Here is a 19,330-nt window from a genome sequence, read left to right as displayed (position 1 = left end):
AGATCTGAGATAGATCAAGGTGTGGCCTCGCCTGTCCTGCAAGCCCCAGCAAATCTAGGAGGGATTCAATATGTCGGTGATTGAAAAAGAAACAGGCTGGAAAGGTTTTAAATCAGGTAAATGGACCAAGCAAATTGACGTTAATGATTTTATTGCAGAGAACATTACTCCCTATTATGGCTCTGATGAATTTTTGGCAGGACCCACGGATAACACCAAAGCATTGTGGGACATCGTATCGGATTTAACCAAGAGAGAACGGGACAACGGCGGGGTTCTGGACGTGGATGTCCATACACCTTCAACCATCACCTCCCATCAACCTGGCTATTTGGATAAGGATAAAGAACAGATTGTCGGCGTTCAGACCGATGAACCGTTCAAACGCTCGATCCAGCCTTTTGGCGGGATCCGGATGATGATTGATGCGTGCAACGCATACGGCTTTGAAATGCCGCAGGCCGTTGTGGATATTTTTAACGGCATACGCAAAACGCATAACCAAGGCGTGTTTGATGCCTATACTACTGAGATGAGAGCAGCGCGCAAAGCCGGGATTATTACGGGACTTCCCGATGCGTACGGTCGCGGACGTATTATCGGTGACTATCGCAGACTATCGTTATACGGTGTAGATGCTCTTATTCAGGACAAATTGAGAGAACTCGGCGAGCTTGAAGTGGATGCCATGGATGAGCCGGTCATCCGTTTGCGGGAAGAATTGTCTGAGCAAATGCGGGCCCTTAAGGAACTGAAGGAAATGGCGGGTATGCACGGTTTTGACATTTCCAAACCTGCGAATACGGCGAAGGAAGCATTCCAATGGTTGTATTTCGGTTATTTGGCCGCGATCAAGGAACAGAATGGCGCTGCGATGTCGCTTGGCCGAGTATCTTCTTTCCTTGATATTTATATTCAACGGGATCTGGCTGAAGGCAAGCTGACGGAAGAAACAGCTCAGGAACTGGTCGACCATTTCGTTATGAAACTTCGGATCGTGAAATTCCTGCGTACGCCAGATTATAACGAGCTGTTCAGCGGGGACCCAACGTGGGTAACGGAATCCATCGGCGGTATGTCGATAAACGGTGAGACGAGAGTGACCAAGAACAGCTTCCGTTTCCTGCATACCTTGTATAATTTGGGACCTGCTCCAGAACCGAACTTGACGGTGTTATGGTCGGAGAAGCTGCCGGAAGCCTTCAAAAAATATTGTTCGAAAGTTTCCATCGAAACCAGCTCGATTCAATACGAGAATGATGATCTCATGCGTCCGATTTACGGAGACGATTACGGCATCGCCTGCTGCGTATCCGCCATGCGCATCGGGAAACAGATGCAGTTCTTCGGAGCCAGAGCAAACCTCGCCAAAGCGCTGCTCTATGCGATCAACGGTGGTAAGGATGAGAAATCAGGCGCCCAAGTTGGACCGGAATACCCGGCTATCTCCGCCGATGTCCTGAGTTATGATGAAGTCATGAAGCGATTCAAGCCGATGATGGAATGGCTCGCGAAGCTCTATATGAATACACTTAACGTTATCCATTACATGCATGACAAATACAGCTATGAACGGATTGAGATGGCGCTTCACGACCGGGATATCCTGCGCACGATGGCATGCGGCATTGCAGGCCTGTCCGTAGCAGCGGATTCACTGAGTGCAATTAAATATGCGAAGGTGAAGCCGGTACGCAATGAGCAAGGAATTGCAGTGGATTTTGAAATCGAAGGCGAGTTCCCTTGCTACGGCAACAACGATGATCGCGTGGACAGCATCGCCGTTGAATTGGTCGAGACCTTCATGAGCATGATTCGCAAGAACAAGGCTTACCGTGACGCCATGCCGACCCAATCGGTGCTCACGATTACGTCGAACGTCGTATACGGCAAGAAAACAGGAACCACGCCGGATGGACGTAAGGCAGGCGAGCCGTTTGCGCCGGGTGCAAATCCGATGCACGGACGCGATAAGAAGGGAGCTCTCGCTTCGCTGACTTCCGTGGCCAAGCTGCCTTATGAGGATAGTCTTGACGGCATCTCGAACACGTTCTCGATCGTGCCGAAAGCCCTTGGTAAAGAAAGTGATATCCGTGTGAACAATCTGGTTGCGATGCTGGACGGTTATTTTGGCAGCAAGGCACATCATCTGAACGTCAACGTATTTGACCGGGAGCAGCTGATCGATGCGATGGAGCATCCGGAGAATTATCCGCAGTTAACGATTCGGGTCTCCGGTTATGCAGTTAACTTCGTCAAACTGACGCGTGAGCAGCAGCTCGATGTCATCAACCGTACGTTCCACGGATCGATGTAAGGATGGAAGACAACCCTAGCGGATACAGAAAGGATGACGCACCATGCTAAAAGGTCATGTACACTCCATAGAAACGTTCGGAACGGTGGACGGTCCGGGTATCCGCTTTGTGCTCTTCATGCAGGGCTGTCTCTTGAAGTGTCAATACTGTCATAATCCGGATACCTGGGGACTGCATGAAGGACGCGAGATGACGGTGGAGGACGTGCTGGCTGAGATTGAACCTTATCTGAGCTACTACCGTTCATCGGGCGGCGGGTTAACCGTCTCCGGTGGTGAGCCGACATTGCAGTATCCCTTTGTCACGGAGCTGTTCAAGGAAGTGAAACGCCGCTGGAATTTGCATACGACGCTGGACAGCAACGGCTATAATGAACCGGAGAAAATCTCGGAATTGCTGGAGTTTACCGACTTGGTGCTGCTTGATCTGAAGCATATCAACGACGAGAAGCATATCAAGCTCACGGGGAAGTCGAACGAAAGGACGTTAAAGACGGCCCGCTGGCTGTCTGACCATGATCGGAACATGTGGGTCCGCCACGTCTATGTGCCGGGCATCCATGACAGCGAAGAAGACTTGATTGCGCTCGGTCAATTTATTCGGACGCTGCACGGCGTCGAGAAATTCGAAATCTTGCCTTACCATCAGATGGGCGTTTACAAATGGAAGGAGCTCGGCATGGCTTATCCATTAGAAGGCGTACCTTCACCGTCTGAGGAGGAAGTGGCGCGCGCTTATCGATTGATTGGTGAGATACCCGAGAAAATACAGACTGTCCAGAAGTAAAGAATTCTATCTAAATTCACATTTGCGTTATAATAATTGACAACAACCTTTCCCCATATGGAAAGGTTGTTGTTTTTTTGTAGAGGATTTTATCCCTTGGCAAGAAAAATATCGGCCTATCGAAAAATGGAATCGCTTTCTATAATGAAGATGTAAGGAAAACGCCTATCAAATAAACAAACACTTCGGGAGGGTCAAAGACAATGAAAAAAAAGGGTCTGGCATTATTAATGTCACTTCTGTTCGTCTCATCTGCACTTCTATCTGGATGCGGCGGCAATAAGGCAGCGGAAAAACCGTCAGGTGGTTCGGAAGGAACGGTCAGCAATGAGCCGTTTGAAATCACCATCCGCCATACGCAAGTAGGTGAATCCAAGAAGTTTCGTCTGGCAATGTTGAACGATGTTGTTAGTAAAACCGAAGAAGCGGTGCCCGGGCTGAAAATCAAGCTGGACGCTGTAGACTCTGAAGTGAACCGGAAAGAGAAACTGAGAGGCGAGATGGCAGCCGGTAAGCCGCCGGAAGTATTCGATGTATTCGGCAGCCCGGATGCAGGCGTATATTCCAAAGAAGGCTTGATGCTTGATTTGACCCCGATTTTGGAAGAGCTAGGCATTAAAGATAAATTTTCAACACTGGATCCATTTACACATGACGGCAAGATCTACGGATTGCCGATTGGCATTTCCATTGAGGGTATTTTCTATAACAAGGATTACTTCACCCAAAAAGGTTTGAATGTTCCTAAAACATTGGCTGAATTGGAGCAAATTGCTGAAACGATCAAAACCGACGGGAAGATTCCTTTTGCCCAATCCTCCAAGGATGCTTGGATTCCGCTCATGACCACGAACAACCTGTGGAGCTATTACGCAGGGCCAGAGGTTACTTACGGCTTCAAAACCGGGGAAACCAAATGGACCGATCCAAAAGTCGTGGAAGGTGTGAAGAAGCACCAGGAATGGGTTGAGAAGGGGTACTTCAAAAAAGGCGAGCTCGGCTTCGAATATGCGGACATGAGAAACCAAATGATCACTGGCGAAGCCATCATGATGATGGACGGATCGTGGGCAAACTCCGTATTTAGAGATCCGGCTCAAGCAGGTGATTTGGTAAATAAGGTCGGATACTTCAACCTGCCTCCGGTTAATGAGGGTGACCCTGTCATCGTCATGCAGGACGCAAACAACGGGTATGGATTCTCGGCAGCGGTAGCAGAAGACCCTCGTAAACTTCAAGCGGTTAAAGAATTCATTAAAAATATGTGGACAGATGAAATGCAGCTGCGCGGTCTGAAAGAAGACGGTGTACTGCCGGCCATGAAGATGGAGCTGGCAACAATGAACTCCACTTCGGATGATCCGCTTATGCAGGACATTTTCAAAGGCGTGAGTGAGATCAGCAAGTCCTTCCCTGCCTTCGATGGCCTTGTTCAAGCAGACGTGAACACTGCACTGAGCATGGGCATTCAGCAGGTCATCGGCGGCGAGCTCGATGCCGAGAAGATGCTGGAGAATGTGCAAGCAGCGCAAGAAGCCGCCAATGCTTCAGAGGAATAACTAAAATTCTAGACGAAAGGGCGCCACCCGCTGCGGTACATGGGGGTGCCCTTTTGCCTAAACAACATCAGACATAAATACGGAGGTTACCATGAACAAAGCGCTGAGAAACCCTCTGATTTACATCATTTTTGTGCTGCCGGCATTCTTATTGTTTCTGGCTTTTTTCATATACCCGATCTTTACTGCGTTTGACAACAGCTTTACGAGCTGGAACGGCATCTCCAAAGATGTGAAGTACATTGGGCTCGATAACTATGTGATAGCCTTGAATGATGATGCTTTTTGGAAGGCTGTCAGGAACAATGTTTATTTCATTCTCTTTTCCTGTTTGATCCAGGTTCCGACGATCGTATTCTTCTCCCTGTTAATCGCAAACGTGAAGCGTTTGAAGGGGCTTTATAAAACGGCGGTTTTTGCACCATCCATCATGTCGACGGCTGTGATCGGCATTTTATGGGGATTCATTTACAACCCGGACTTTGGCCTGATGAATGAGATTTTAGGGCTGGTTGGAATTGAACCCATCTACTGGTTATCGGATAGCAAATGGGCCATGATTGCCATCCTGATCACGAATGCGTGGCAATGGACTGGCTTTTACATCGTGATGGTTCTTGCCGCAATTCTATCCATACCTAAAGAGCTGGATGAGGCCGCGGCAATTGATGGCGCGACAGGGGTCCAAAGAGCAACCAAAATCACGCTTCCATTAATTATGCCAATTATCTCTGTTGTGATCATGCTTTCGATCGCGGGAGCCATGAAAGCGGCGGACATTATTCTGGTTATGACCAAGGGCGGGCCAGCCGGCTCAACCGACGTTATGGCGACATATATGATTCGATATGCGATCACGAGCTTCAAGCATGGCTTTGGCAACTCGATCGCCGTGTTGATCTTCCTCTTCACGATTATCGTAACGGTGCTCTACCAGGTGCTGGTCGCAAGACGCAACGAAAGGATTGAATACTGATGAGAGCAATAAAGAAACTGATCCCGCACATTTTTCTGATGGCTTACTTGCTCGTCATACTATATCCTTTCCTGTTCGTCCTGTTCTCTTCCGTGAAGGTGGATAACCAGTCTATTGCAACGAACCCTTTTGGTTTGCCGAGCACGCTGGTATTTGATAACTATGTGAACGCATGGGTGAACGCCAAGATTAGCACGTATTTCTGGAACAGCTTATACATCGGTGTGTTGTCAGCCTGCTTGTCGATTCTGTTTGCAGCGATGCTGGCCTTTGCCGTGACGCGGATGAGATATAACCGGATTAGCGCCATCGTCTTTCAATGTATTTTGATCGGCATGCTGATTCCGAATAACTCTCTCATGCTGCCGATATATGGCATCATGAGGCAGTTGGATATTTTGAACACGCATATGGCCTTGATTCTACCGTATGTTGCCAATGCCATCCCGTTCTCGGTTATTATACTGGCTGCCTTCATGCGGTCGCTGCCCGGTGAAATCGAGGAGGCTGCGGTTATTGATGGATTGAGGTCCGGAGGGTTGTTTGCTAGAATTATCTTACCTCTGACTGTTCCGGCTATCGTTACCGTATTTATTATCAATTTCCTGGGTAACTGGAACGAATTCTTGCTTGCTAACTACTTCCTATCGAATGATGAACTGAGAACGCTGCCTGTCGGCATGGTCGGTTTCAGGGACGCCTACAATATGAACTACGCACAAATGTCTGCGGGTATCATATTCAGCGTGCTGCCGGTCCTTATCATTTATGCCGTTCTGCAAGAGAAGATCATTGAAGGCGTCACCGCAGGAAGCGTCAAGGGGTAATACGAGGAGCAGGAGCATGCGTATGAATTTGCGGAACAAACTATTCACGGCCTTTTTGGGGCTCATTATTATTCCGTTATTTGTGCTGGGCCTATTTACATTCTTTATTACCTACAATTCGATTGAGAAAAAGTACAGCCAGCAAGCCGAATATTCGCTTAAAGCAATCAGTTACAGCATTCTGAACGTGTTTAAGGAGATGGAGTACGTCACGGATAACGGGATTGCCACCTCCGTCTTCGCCATGGCGCTGAACGCCAAGGATCCCGATGCGCAGAACCTGATTAAGGAATCCAATGCGGACCAGCTGAAATTGAACGACAGACAGCGGAGCTTTCGGAATCTTCTATATAATCATCCAGCGATTAGCTATGCGTTTTTATATCATTTTAATAAAGAGTCACCATCGATTCCTATTTTCAGTAAAGAAGATTTCAGAACGCTGCCTTATGAAAAGTTTAAGAATAGTCCCTTACATGAAGAGGTGGTTCGGCTTAACGGAATTCCCAAATGGCTGGCTCCGCACGAATTTCCGGAGTTGACGGGCGCGGAGCCGGTATTCACCCAGATCCGGCTGATTAAGGATGTCACAACACTCCGCAAGCTGGGCATTCTTGTCGTCCAGATCAAGAGGTGGGAGTTTGAAGAGATTTTCCGCAATTTGACTCTCCCTAACAATCGGCAGAACACATCTTTTATGTTGGTCAACAATGAAGGCTTCATTCTATTTGACCCCAATAACGATATGGATGGTCAAAATATCAGTCAATATATGAAGCATGACGTTGAGTTTGAGCAAGGCTACCAAAGTTTTAAAGCCAAGTTTAACGGCAAAGAGAATATTGTTTCTATCTATCATCTGAATGATTACGGCTGGAATCTCGTCTCGGTGACCGACTGGAACTCGCTATCGCAAGAGGTTACTTCCTTTGCCAAGTGGTTCTTCGTCATTATGGGCCTCTGTCTTGTTACCGCGATTGTGTTCAATCGTCTGTTCATGAATCGGATTACCGGGACGATCGCTGTTATCGTGCGGTTTATGCGCCGTGTGGAAGATGGGGATTTGAACGCGAGAGTTGAAGAGAAGGGAGAGGATGAACTGCTGCTGCTGTCGAAAGGGTTCAACAACTTGATGAACCGGATCAACAATCTGTTTGCGCAGATCAAAAAGGAGCAGAGGCAGAAGACCGACGCGGAGATGCGTGTGCTGCAAGCGCAGATCAAGCCGCACTTCCTCTTTAACACCTTGGAATCAATCAATGTTCTCGCTGTCCAGAATGAAGGACGCAAGGTCAGTGAGATGGTTTACCGGCTTGCCAGCATTTTGCGGATCAGTATACAGGAGAAGGAAGAAATTACGCTGGATGAAGAAATCAAGCACTTGCAGAGTTATCTTGAAATCCAGAAGTTTCGGTTTGAGGACCTGTTCGAATACGAGATTGACGTGCCGAAAGAGCTTATGCACAGCCGTATCTTGAAGCTGACGTTGCAGCCGCTGGTTGAGAACAGCATACAGCATGGCTTTGAAGGCATTTCTTATACGGGATGGATACGCATCTCTGCATGGAAGGAACTCGGTAATGTCATGATTCGGGTCGAGGATAACGGACTCGGCATGACCGCTGAGCAGTTGTCCATGTTTGAATATATGGTATCCGAGGATAACGGATCCGAACAGACGACGTTGCAGAATCTCAAAGTGAACCAGGAACGACGGGGACTTGGGCTGCGGAGCGTGGCTGACCGACTTAGAATTCAATACGGGGATTATTACGGTCTGTTCATATGCTCAAGCCGCCCCGGCGGCACCGTTATACAATGCGTCATACCCAATTATGACAGGGGGGAAGGGCAGCATGTTGAAGGCATTATTAGTTGATGATGAGGCTCCCATCCTGAACAATCTCAGCAAGGTTCTGCCTTGGGAAGAGATGGGCATGAAGGTTGTCGGACTTGCCCGAAGCGGGATGGAAGCGCTTGAAGTAGCGGATCAGTACAACCCGGATCTGATTCTGTGTGATATCCGGATGCCCGTCATGGACGGACTGACCTTTATTACGAAGATTCGGGAGAAAGGAAGCCGGGCAGAGATCTTTTTGCTGACGGGATATCAGGAGTTTGAATATGCCCGGGAAGCAATTAAGCTGGGCGTCAAGGACTACATCAGCAAGCCGATTCATTACGGGGAACTTGAGATGAAGATTCGTGATATCGGGGAGGAAATCCGCAAGAAGAGGGCGAAAGAGAAGTATTACAGCACCGTTTCGCTTATTGATGAAGCTCCGAATCCCGAAGCCGTAAAGAAAACGCCGGAACAATTGGTAACGTCTGCTCTGGAATATATCAATACCCATATGGGGCAGGACTTGGGGATTGAGGAGCTTTCGGAGCATCTGGGCATCAGCTCCAGCTACTTCTGTTTATTGTTTAAGAACCATGTCGGACTCACCTTTGTGGAGTACTTGACGAGACAGCGGATGGAGGCAGCCAAGTTCCTGCTGGTGAACAGCGATAAGAATATCGCACAGATCGGCTCCTTTGTCGGTTACCATGAGCGGCGGTATTTTACCAAGGTATTTCAGAAGGCTACCGGCATGACGCCATCCGAATTCCGGGAAATGTCCGGAGAGGCAACGGTATAGGTTTTGATAGGACCCATGCAGGCTGCTAAAGTCATCACTAGATCAATCCCGCCTGGCTTGCAAATCCTTTAAATTGATAGAAGGTAGGTATGAAATCAATGAAATGGACGGCAGCAGACTTATCGTTAGAACAAAAGGTAGGACAGATGTTTATATGCGGCTTCAACGCGCTGACGCCGAATGAGCATGCCAAAATACTAATTGAACAATATCAGGTCGGGGGTATGTGCTATTTTCGCCGGAATGTGAAAACGCTGCCTCAGCTTGCCGAACTGTCGGAGTCCTTACAGCAGCTCGCATCGGACAGCCAGAAGTTCCCGCTTCTGATCTCGATTGATCAAGAGGGCGGTATGGTTGCACGAATTGATCATGAAGGCATCAGCCGCATTCCGGGGAATATGGCGCTTGGAGCAGCGGGCAGCGCGGAGGATTCGTACAGGGTAGCGCAAATCGGGGCACGCGAATTGCGTTCACTTGGTGTAAATATGAATTTCGCTCCTTGTCTCGACGTGAACAACAATCCTCGTAATCCGGTCATCGGCGTGCGTTCCTTCGGTGAAGATCCTCAAGCTGTTGCCGCTCTTGGGACTGCGGCGATGAAGGGATACCAGGAAGAAGGTGTATCCGCTACGGCCAAACACTTCCCGGGCCATGGCGACACCAGCGTCGATTCTCATCTCGGGAGGGCTTCTGTACCGCATGATTTGGAACGGCTCCGCAGCGTGGAATTGTATCCGTTTGCGCAAGCGATCCAGAACGGCGTGGATGCCATCATGACGGCTCACGTCAGTTTCCCGGCGATAGAGCCGAGTGATCTGCCGGCAACGCTCTCCCATGCCGTGTTAACGGGTTTGCTGAGGGAAGAGATGGGGTTTGAAGGTTTGATCATAACAGACTGCCTTGAGATGCACGCAATCTCCAAAGAGTACGGGATACCGGAGGGCGCGATACGCGCGATCGAAGCGGGTGCGGACTGCGTATTGGTCAGCCATAATCTATCGGAGCAGACGGCGGCGATTACGGCCGTCATTGAGGCTGTCCGCAGCGGGAGACTCCCGGTAGAGCTGATCGACAAGGTCGTAGATCGGATATTGGCGCTTAAGCAGCGTAATGCGAAGCTCGCTGAGGAGCTTCCGGTCTATCCGATTGGCGAGGTTGCGGAAGAGACCATACAATTGCTGGCTCAAATTGCAGGCAGAGGAATCACGCTGGTGAAAGACGAAGGGCAGCTGCCTCTTAAGCCGGAGCAGGCTGTTGCGGTGATCTGGCCTGAGCTGCTTCAGGCAACCCAGGTGGATGAAGCATGGAGCAAGAGCTACACCTTAGGGGATGCTTTGAGAAGTTACGGGGTTCAGGCAGACGATCTGCGTGTCGGAACGGATATGTCCGATGAAGAGGTAGAGCAAGCCGTTAAGGCAGCTGAAGGATATAGACAGATTGTAGTAGCTACGTACACCTCCGAGAGCCGTCTTCCCGCGGGTCAGCAGAAGCTGGTGAACAAGCTGGTTGAACTTGAGGATGTGGCACTTGTTATCGTCGCTACCCGTAATCCCTATGATATCAATGACCTTCCGCCGGTTCCGACATATTTGTGCAGCTACGAGAACACACCTTATTATATGAATGCAGCCGCGGGTGTCTTAATAGGACGGGTTACGCCTGAGGGCAAGCTCCCGGTAGGAATCAGCGAGACTTATCCGCTTGGCTGGAGCGGTAATCAGGACTATGTCAATAATTAAATAAGGGTTGCTCAAACCGGAGTCTTCCTACCCAGGAATGCTCCGGTTTTCCTATTTTCCAGCCTTTTCTGAGCAACTTTTCGGGAAAGTCCGCGTCTAATAGTATGTCCAATAGAGGCAGACAGACTATACTGAGAGTTTTAAAGGAGTAGAGAATGAATTTCAAGAGAATCTCGATGATTACAGTCCTTGCCGCGGCCCAGGTATCCATGGCATTTCCCGCGGCAGCTGAATCACCGGATATTACAGCTCCGGCGCTAAATAGCCAATCAGCGCTGCAGTCCCCGGTGGAAGGACAAAGCCAGCAGAGTGGAGAACAACAGACGGACTTGCAGCAAGCGGAGGAAACATCAGCAACGCCAAAGGAAACATCTTCTGATTCAGTCGAAGGTACGATTAGCGATCCGAATGCCGAACCTTCTGCACCCAATGAACAGCAGGAGGATACGGAAAACGATCCTTCCGATAATGAGGTTTCAGAGAACGAAGAGGGCAGCCCATCTGGAGAGCCCGAAGTCAGTACTTCCAATGTTTCGGCAAATGAACTTGTGTTGATGATGAACAGCAATGTGATGTACCATAATGGGAAGAAATACAAAGCGGGACAGCCGATGGCTGTGAAGCAAGGGGTATCCTATGTCGCCATTCGCGCCATGGTTGAACGTGCAGGACTGAAGCTGTCTTACGATAACAAAACGAAGGAAACCATCATCCTTAAGGATGGTAATGAACTTCGGTTTACGACAGGAAGCAGCAACTATAAAGTCAATGGACAGGTACGTCCGATGAAAGGCCCTGCCTACCAGAGCAACAATGTGTTTATGGTTCCGTTAACCGCGATCACGCAAGCGCTTGATATTCCATACCAGGTGAACCAGCCCGAGAAGAAGGTTATTCTCGATCTATCCGGTATGGGCAGCGGCAACGGTAACGGCGAACAGCCAGGCGGAAATAACGGCGGGGGATCTGGCAGTGAGGTTCCGAATATACCGAATCTCGGGTCCAATGACCTCATCCTGATGATGAACAGCAACAAGATGTATCAGAACGGGAAAGCGTATACGGCGGGTCAGCCGATGGCCGTAAAGAACGGCGTATCCTATGTTGCCATTCGCTCCCTCGTTGATCGTGTCGGCCTGAAGCTGACCTATGACGGAAAGACAAAAGAAACGATTATTATCCGTGGTAACGATGAGCTTCGTTTTAAGACAAACAGCAGCGTTTACACCGTAAACGGGGTCAGAAAATCGATGAAGGGACCGGCTTACCAGTCCAACAATACGTTCATGGTGCCGCTGACCAGCATTACGCAGGCGCTGGACATCACCTATCGGGTGGACCAGCCGAATAAGCGGGTTATCCTTAGCTTGAGCGCAAAGCCCGTAGCTTCCTTCACGGTGCAGCCTGGTGAGATCCTCGCTGGACAAACAACGGTTACGTATAAGACGAATGCCTATTCGCCGACGGGCTTGGCTATTGTTGACGAGCATTGGGAAGGCCGGGAAGAGATTTTTGACGAACCCGGCGTGCATACGGTTTCCTACTCGGTACAGGATTCCAGCGGGGAGTGGAGCGAACCGTATATATTGAGCATTCAAGTATCCGCACCGAATACGCCGCCTGTTGCCATGTTCGAAACGGATAAACAGGAATATAAGATCGGTGAGAAAATAACGTACATGAATATGAGTTATGACAACGATCCTGGCGATGAGCTTACGTATAAGTGGGAAAACAACGATCAGGCCTTTTTTACGGCAGGATCGCATAAAGTGCTGTTGATTGTTACTGATAAACATGGAGCGACCAGCTCATACGAGAAAATTATCAACGTAACAAGCGAAGTATTGTATACGCGTGATCAATTCAATCAATTATTTACGGGCATTGGGGACAAATATACCTTTGACGGATCCGCTGTGCCGACATGGAATCTGATGCCGATTACAAGAAGCTCTGAACCTTATCTGTTGATTCGCAGCAACTCTCCTGAAACCGTCTATCAAGAGGGTATCGTCTACCGCGAGGTCGGCAATGCCAGCACGCGATTCATGATCCACCACTTGAACGCAACCGGGAAGAACATGAAGATGTACGTCGTCGCCACTAATATCAACACCATGACGGCGCGTCTGACAACCGAGTATACGGGATTAGGCGGTCCGATTAATATACCGACTGCCACGGGAAAAGCAGCTGTTCAGCGCTACCTCGAGTCTATGCAATCAGCTGATTCCTTCAAGACGATCTCGCTCGCGCCTGGGGAAAGCCGGGTCATTCTGCAAGACTTGAGCGCGCAAACCTTGAGAAATCAGCAGGTGCTGTCCATGTTTGCTGATCTCTATTCGGATTCGCCGATCCGATATGATGTCATCATGATTGATGAAGCCAAGGATCCGATTCAAAAGCTTCCTTACCTGAAGCTCCATCCGAGCGATGGCGTTCATAACCGGGGGACGTATCCGGACTCGACACGGATCATTGATTCCTATGATCTGGTTGGCAACACACCTACCCGTCTCGCGCTCGGTGACAAGACAAACGATCCGAATCTGGAAGGGTATGACGGCATTAACGGTTCATATCAATCCAATGCAGGGAACTTCGGTGTGCTGTACAAAATCAAGCTGCACCGCGTAGCGCCCAATACGCTGATCACGCTGAATCCGCGTGGAGGCAAGTACATGGGTGCGATGATGGTGAACGGAACTATCATTCAGACGCCGAATACAAGCGGAGGCGCTATATCTGCACCGAATGAAGCTGCCGTTCTCTACCGTACGGGGAATTACGAGCAGGCCGTGGAAATCCTGTTTACGGCGGCGCCGGGAAGCAGTTTGCCAATCAACTTCCTGCTTCAGCCGCTTCCGCAAGTGAAGAACTAATCCATTATTTATTCATAACAAAGGGACAGCCTTACAGCCAGCATATGGTTAGGGCTGTCCTATTTGTTGGCTCTTGCCAAGGGATCTCGTCAAATGCCAAGCGTTTCGCGTTCCGGCCGGCGCAGTACCTTGCAGGGGTTTAGTCTATCCACAACCGCTTTCATTGACGCTGTCTTATTTTTCAGGCATTATAAGGAGAGAGTATCTTCAAGTAGAGGAGGTTACCTCCGTATGCTTACGACGGAACAGATCATCGACGCCATGTCAGAACATGGGCTGCGCATTACCGATCAGCGCAAGACGCTTGCCAAATTGTTTGGGGAACATCCTGGATATTTGACGGCCAAGGATGTGTACGAATATATGGGCCGGAAGTACAGCGGTTTGAGCTTTGATACCGTGTACCGGAATCTTCGGGTATTGTACGAGCTTGGTGTATTGGAGCAGGTAGTGTTCGAGGAAGGCATCAAGTTTCGAGGACGATGCAGCGAAGAGCATCACCATCATCATATGATCTGCCTGCAGTGCCAGAAGACGTACCCGATTACGTTTTGTCCGATGCAGCTGACCGATGCACCGGATGATTTCCAGGTGGTTCAGCATAAATTCGAAGTGTTCGGCTACTGCCGGGACTGCGGCAAGGACAATACCGATAAGGAAACTTCACCAGCCAGTGGAGGAAAGCGGGACAGCCGGGTATGAGCACGGCACGTAGGGTAGTGAAGGTGCCGATACACTTCTATCGGAAATTCATTTCTCCGTTGAAACCGGCGACTTGCCGATTCTACCCAACCTGCTCGGCCTATGCATTGGAAGCGATTGAGGTACACGGCGCGCTGAAGGGCTCTTGGCTGGCGGCCAAGCGAATAGCAAGATGCCATCCGTTTCATCCTGGCGGCATTGACATGGTTCCGCCGCGCAAGGATAAGGTGTCGTCTTCATTGACAGAGAAATAGCGTTTTTTGGGTATCCTAATCGATACGAAGCGGAATTGCATGCTGTCTTTGGACATAGCAATCCCACAGAACGCGACTCACCTTGACACACCGCAGCCCGTTTGATTAAAATGTAAGAAATTATAGGTATATCCGAGGAAGAGATAAGTACGAAAAGCTTGCCTTGAACAGAGAGCCGGAGCAGCTGGAAACCGGTCTTGGCGAATTTCGGAAAATGGTCTTGGAGGATCCGCTTTTGAGCGCTGCAGTCCGTTAGGAAGGCTGCCGTAAAGAAGCGGCGTGAGCCAGCGTTAATGGACGGCCGGATGACGGCAGATGAGCCTGTTACCCGTAAGGGGACAGGGAATTTGGGTGGTAACACGTGAGAACAACTCTCGTCCCATGGGGACGGGGGTTTTTTGCTGTTTACTGCTGTTCTTCAACAAAGAGATGGCCTGATACAAACCAAACAATCAATTTCACGGTAAAGGAAGGTTACTATGGCAGACAAAAAGACGGCAGACAAAAAGACGTTTTATATTACAACACCAATCTATTATCCAAGCGACAAGCTGCATATCGGCCATGCTTATACTACGGTGGCCGGCGACGCCATGGCTCGTTACAAACGGCTTCGTGGATACGATGTCCGTTATTTGACGGGGACCGATGAGCACGGACAGAAGATTGAACGCAAAGCGGCGGAGGCTGGAAAAACCCCGCAGCAGTTCGTTGACGACATCGTGGCAGGCATCAAGGACCTGTGGAAGAAGCTGGACATATCCAACGAAGATTTCATTCGCACAACGGAGCAGCGCCACACCACGGTTGTGCAGGAGGTATTTGAACGTCTGCTGAAGCAGGATGACATCTACAAGGGTGAATACGAAGGCTGGTACTGCACGCCTTGTGAGTCGTTCTTCCTGGAACGTCAGCTTGTCAACGGCAACTGTCCGGACTGTGGCCGACCCGTAGAGCTTGTGAAGGAAGAGAGCTACTTCTTCCGCATGAGCAAATATGTGGACCGCCTGCTCCAGTATTACGAGGAGAATCCGGATTTCATTCAGCCGGTATCCCGCAAGAATGAGATGATCAACAATTTCATTAAACCGGGTCTTGAGGATCTGGCTGTGTCCCGTACGACCTATGAGTGGGGCGTGAAGGTAAAGAGCGATCCGAAACACGTGATCTATGTGTGGATTGACGCACTCCTGAACTATATAACGGCACTCGGATACGGTACAGAGGACACCAGCCTGTATGACAAATACTGGCCGGCCGACGTACACCTGATGAGTAAGGAGATTGTGCGTTTCCATACGATCTATTGGCCGATTATTCTGATGGCACTCGATGTTCCGCTTCCGAAAAAGGTGTTTGCTCACGGCTGGCTGCTGATGAAGGACGGCAAAATGTCCAAGTCCAAGGGGAATGTGGTCGATCCGGTTACGATGATTGACCGGTATGGTCTCGATTCGCTTCGTTATTACCTGCTGCGCGAAGTTCCATTTGGGGCGGATGGTACCTTTACGCCGGAAAGCTTCGTGGAACGGGTGAACTCCGACCTGGCTAATGATTTGGGTAATCTGTTGAATCGTACCGTGGCGATGGTCGATAAATATTTTGACGGAGTCGTTCCGGCTTTCTCCGCTGGCGTAACACCGTTTGATGCAGCGATCGAGGAAGCGGCTAAGTCGGTTTATGAGAAAGTCGAAACCGCCATGGAGAATATGGAATTCTCGGTTGCGCTGACGGCGATCAGCCAGTTTGTCAGCCGCAGCAACAAATACATTGATGAGACACAGCCATGGACGTTAGCCAAAGACGAGAGCAAACGAAATGAACTGGCATCTGTCATGAGTCATTTGGTGGAGACGCTCCGCGTGGCATCGATCCTGCTGCAGCCGTTCCTGACCCGTACGCCGAAGAAAATGTGGGATCAGCTCGGTCTGGCGGAAGGCGAATGGACAACTTGGGAAAGCGGACGCCAGTTCGGAACCGTACCGGCCGGCATGAAGCTTCAAAAGGGCGAGCCGATATTCCCACGTCTGGATACAGAGCAGGAAGTGGCCTACATCGCAGAGGCGATGACAGGCGGTACGAAGGCCGCCCAGGAGGAACCTACGACCTCGGCAGCAGCTTCGTCCGCCGAAAGCACGGAGGAGCCTGTAGAGCTTAAAGAGGAAATCGGCATTGAGGATTTTGCCAAGGTCGAGCTGCGCGTAGCGCAGGTAATCGCTGCTGAGCCGGTTAAGAAAGCAGATAAGCTGCTCAAACTGCAGCTTGATCTCGGATTTGAGCAGCGGCAAGTGGTATCCGGCATTGCGAAGTTCTATAAGCCGGAGGAATTAGTCGGACGCAAAGTGATTTGCGTAACGAACTTGAAGCCGGTGAAGCTTAGAGGTGAAATGTCGCAAGGTATGATTCTGGCCGCCTCCCACGGCGACCAGCTGACGCTTGCAACGGTACCGGACGGCATGCCTAACGGCGCCGTTGTCAAATAAAATGCTTTCTCATTGAATTAAGTCGCGATAGACGGTGTACCCTGTTAAAGGGTACGCCGTTATTTTTTCCTTTAATACGGGGGATATAACATCTCTATTGAAAATTAATAGTAATTTTTACGATTTGGTTGACAATGATGTCTGCCTGCTCTTATAATCTTATTAGTAAAGATTACGATTAATTGAACGGAGCGGATATGGGAGATGAACATGAACAAAAGAAAGAGAGAAAGCAAACTTAACAGTTGGACCTGGAGTGTAACCTCTATATTGTTGGCGGTACTCATCCTGTCGGGGTGCGGAAGTAAATCCGGCGGCAGCATTGTCGAAGGCAAGGTAAACGTCATTACGACCTTTTATCCAATCTATGAGTTTACGAAGGAAATTGGCGGGGACGACGTCAATGTCGTAAATCTTCTGCCAACGGGCGTGGAACCGCATGATTGGACACCGCGCAGCCAGGATATCGTGAATACTTCCAAGGCCCAACTGTTCCTCTATAACGGTGCCGGACTGGAAGGCTGGGTACCTGGGTTTCTGAAGGGACTTGACAAAGATACGCAAGTTAAGCCGGTTGAAGTCAGTCAGGGGATCAAGCTGATCGATGCCGTGGGAGACGATGGTCATGGACACGGGGCAGCAGCTCATGAAGAAGAGCACGATCACAGCCATGATGAAGGCACGGAAGAAGACCACGCGGGCCATGAACACGAGGAAGCTGCCGCTGGGACTAGCGCCGACACACATCATACGGATCCGCATACATGGGTAAGCCCGAAATCGGCACTGGTCATGGCAGAGAATATCAAGAATAGTCTTGTCGAGGTGGATTCTGAACATAAGGACGGTTATGAGCAGCGCTTTGAAGCCTTGAAAGAGAAGCTGGTCAAACTGGATAACGACTTTACGAACGAGTTGTCCCAAACGCCGAAAAAAGACATTGTCGTTTCCCACCAGGCATTTGGCTATCTGTGCCGGGATTATGGCTTGACGCAGCATGCGATTATGGGACTATCGCCGGACGCGGAGCCCAGAGCGCAGGATATGGTGAACCTCACCAAGACGGTGAAAGAGAAGGAAGTCAAATATATTTTCTTCGAAGAGCTTGTATCGGATAAACTTGCCAAAACGCTGGCGAATGAAGCGGGCGTGGAAACCTTGGTATTGAATCCCGTGGAGGGACTGACGAAGGAGCAGGCAAGCGGCGGTGACAATTATTTCACGCTGATGGAGAAAAATTTGCAAAATCTAACGAAGGCTTTACAATAAGGAAGATGGGGGAGCATATCCCCCTCTTCTTTCGTGTTATGAATGTTTATGATGTTCATATATTTAGATAGAAAGACTACAGAGAGAAAGGCGGCCTGGTTATGGAGCCGGCAGCACAGGATTGCCACCAACCTATTGTACAAATCAAGGATGTATCCTTTCATTACCGCGAGCAACAGGTGATCAAGGATCTCAATTTCACCATAAAAGAGCGGGACTTTGTAGGTATTGTCGGGTCTAATGGGGCAGGAAAAACCACTTTGCTCCGCATGATCGTTGGATTGCTGCCTGCCGCGGAAGGGTCTATCGAACTCTTCGGTCAGCCGATCCGTAAGTTTCAGGACTGGGAGCGAATCGGGTACGTTCCGCAGAAAAATTCGTTTAATCCGCTGTTCCCCGCCACTGTGCGCGAAGTCGTCATGTCCGGGCTATATAATCTGAAGAAAATGTTTCGCCGTATGAACCGTCTGGACCACCAGAAATGTGAGGATGCTCTGGAAGTGATGCGCATTCAGGATATTGCTGATAAGCGGATCGGCGCTTTGTCCGGTGGGCAGCAGCAGCGCGTTTTTCTCGCCCGGGCGCTCATTAATCGTCCGGATCTGCTCATACTTGACGAGCCTACGATTGGCATTGATGCCGATACCCAGGCCGGATTCTTTGAATTGATTACCCATATGCATGCCCATCATCGCATGACGTTTTTGATGGTCACCCATGATTTGGACATGGTTAAAGACTACTTGGGAGAATCGCCGGTATCGCAGAACGGAAAAATTCAGTTTTTTGTCAGACATTCTCATGATATCGAAAACTGCGCAGAAGTGGATCTGCAGCATTCGCTCGTATAATGTATAGAAACAAACTTTTTGAAGCAGGAGAAGGGGACG

14 protein-coding genes are annotated in these 19,330 nt (G+C 49.6%); all 14 read left to right on the top strand.

The features are described 5' to 3' along the window. Nucleotides 1-70: 70 nt before the first annotated feature. The 14 genes from pflB (at nucleotide 71) to J7E85_RS06380 (ending at nucleotide 19,291) form a co-directional block, all read left to right on the top strand. Nucleotides 71-2,317 carry a formate C-acetyltransferase gene (pflB, locus tag J7E85_RS06445; RefSeq protein WP_215156092.1) on the top strand — a complete coding sequence of 749 codons (2,247 nt, stop codon included), beginning with the start codon at nucleotides 71-73 and terminating at the stop codon, nucleotides 2,315-2,317. Between the two features lie 43 nt (nucleotides 2,318-2,360). Next, nucleotides 2,361-3,104, top strand: a complete 744-nt coding sequence (pflA, locus tag J7E85_RS06440; RefSeq protein WP_215156090.1) for a pyruvate formate-lyase-activating protein — start codon at nucleotides 2,361-2,363, stop codon at nucleotides 3,102-3,104. A 203-nt stretch (nucleotides 3,105-3,307) separates the two neighbouring features. Then, nucleotides 3,308-4,663 carry an ABC transporter substrate-binding protein gene (locus J7E85_RS06435; RefSeq protein WP_215156088.1) on the top strand — a complete coding sequence of 452 codons (1,356 nt, stop codon included), beginning with the start codon at nucleotides 3,308-3,310 and terminating at the stop codon, nucleotides 4,661-4,663. A 91-nt stretch (nucleotides 4,664-4,754) separates the two neighbouring features. Beyond that, on the top strand, nucleotides 4,755-5,639 hold the full coding sequence (locus J7E85_RS06430; RefSeq protein ID WP_215156086.1) for a carbohydrate ABC transporter permease: 885 nt from the start codon (nucleotides 4,755-4,757) through the stop codon (nucleotides 5,637-5,639). Then, complete coding sequence (locus J7E85_RS06425) at nucleotides 5,639-6,466, top strand: carbohydrate ABC transporter permease (RefSeq protein ID WP_213645192.1); 828 nt, start codon at nucleotides 5,639-5,641, stop codon at nucleotides 6,464-6,466. Before J7E85_RS06430 ends, J7E85_RS06425 begins: the two co-directional genes overlap by 1 nt. A 22-nt stretch (nucleotides 6,467-6,488) precedes the next feature. After that, entirely contained in the window at nucleotides 6,489-8,345 is a 1,857-nt protein-coding gene (locus J7E85_RS06420; RefSeq protein WP_215156252.1) for a cache domain-containing sensor histidine kinase, read from the top strand. Then, nucleotides 8,323-9,108, top strand: coding sequence for a response regulator transcription factor (locus J7E85_RS06415; protein ID WP_076320853.1), 786 nt, complete (start codon nucleotides 8,323-8,325; stop codon nucleotides 9,106-9,108). Before J7E85_RS06420 ends, J7E85_RS06415 begins: the two co-directional genes overlap by 23 nt. 98 nt (nucleotides 9,109-9,206) lie before the next feature. Then, entirely contained in the window at nucleotides 9,207-10,847 is a 1,641-nt protein-coding gene (gene nagZ / locus J7E85_RS06410) for a beta-N-acetylhexosaminidase (protein ID WP_215156250.1), read from the top strand. A 155-nt stretch (nucleotides 10,848-11,002) separates the two neighbouring features. Next, nucleotides 11,003-13,732: a copper amine oxidase N-terminal domain-containing protein gene (locus J7E85_RS06405; RefSeq protein WP_215156084.1), complete on the top strand. Its 2,730-nt coding sequence runs from the start codon at nucleotides 11,003-11,005 to the stop codon at nucleotides 13,730-13,732. 231 nt (nucleotides 13,733-13,963) lie between these two features. Then, complete coding sequence (locus J7E85_RS06400; RefSeq protein ID WP_076320855.1) at nucleotides 13,964-14,434, top strand: Fur family transcriptional regulator; 471 nt, start codon at nucleotides 13,964-13,966, stop codon at nucleotides 14,432-14,434. After that, nucleotides 14,431-14,688 (top strand): membrane protein insertion efficiency factor YidD, encoded by a 258-nt coding sequence (gene yidD / locus J7E85_RS06395; protein ID WP_076320856.1) that lies wholly within the window; start codon nucleotides 14,431-14,433, stop codon nucleotides 14,686-14,688. Before J7E85_RS06400 ends, yidD begins: the two co-directional genes overlap by 4 nt. Before the next feature lie 479 nt (nucleotides 14,689-15,167). Next, nucleotides 15,168-17,171, top strand: coding sequence for a methionine--tRNA ligase (gene metG / locus J7E85_RS06390; protein ID WP_215156082.1), 2,004 nt, complete (start codon nucleotides 15,168-15,170; stop codon nucleotides 17,169-17,171). Nucleotides 17,172-17,381: 210 nt separating this feature from the next. Further along, on the top strand, nucleotides 17,382-18,440 hold the full coding sequence (locus tag J7E85_RS06385; protein WP_215156080.1) for a metal ABC transporter solute-binding protein, Zn/Mn family: 1,059 nt from the start codon (nucleotides 17,382-17,384) through the stop codon (nucleotides 18,438-18,440). 101 nt (nucleotides 18,441-18,541) lie between these two features. Then, nucleotides 18,542-19,291 carry a metal ABC transporter ATP-binding protein gene (locus J7E85_RS06380; RefSeq protein WP_215156078.1) on the top strand — a complete coding sequence of 250 codons (750 nt, stop codon included), beginning with the start codon at nucleotides 18,542-18,544 and terminating at the stop codon, nucleotides 19,289-19,291. Nucleotides 19,292-19,330 lie beyond the last annotated feature (39 nt).

Origin of the sequence: Paenibacillus sp. ISL-20 (assembly GCF_018613005.1) — a bacterium.
GTDB lineage: Bacteria > Bacillota > Bacilli > Paenibacillales > Paenibacillaceae > Paenibacillus_AQ.
This window is presented reverse-complemented; position numbering and strand designations above follow the sequence as displayed.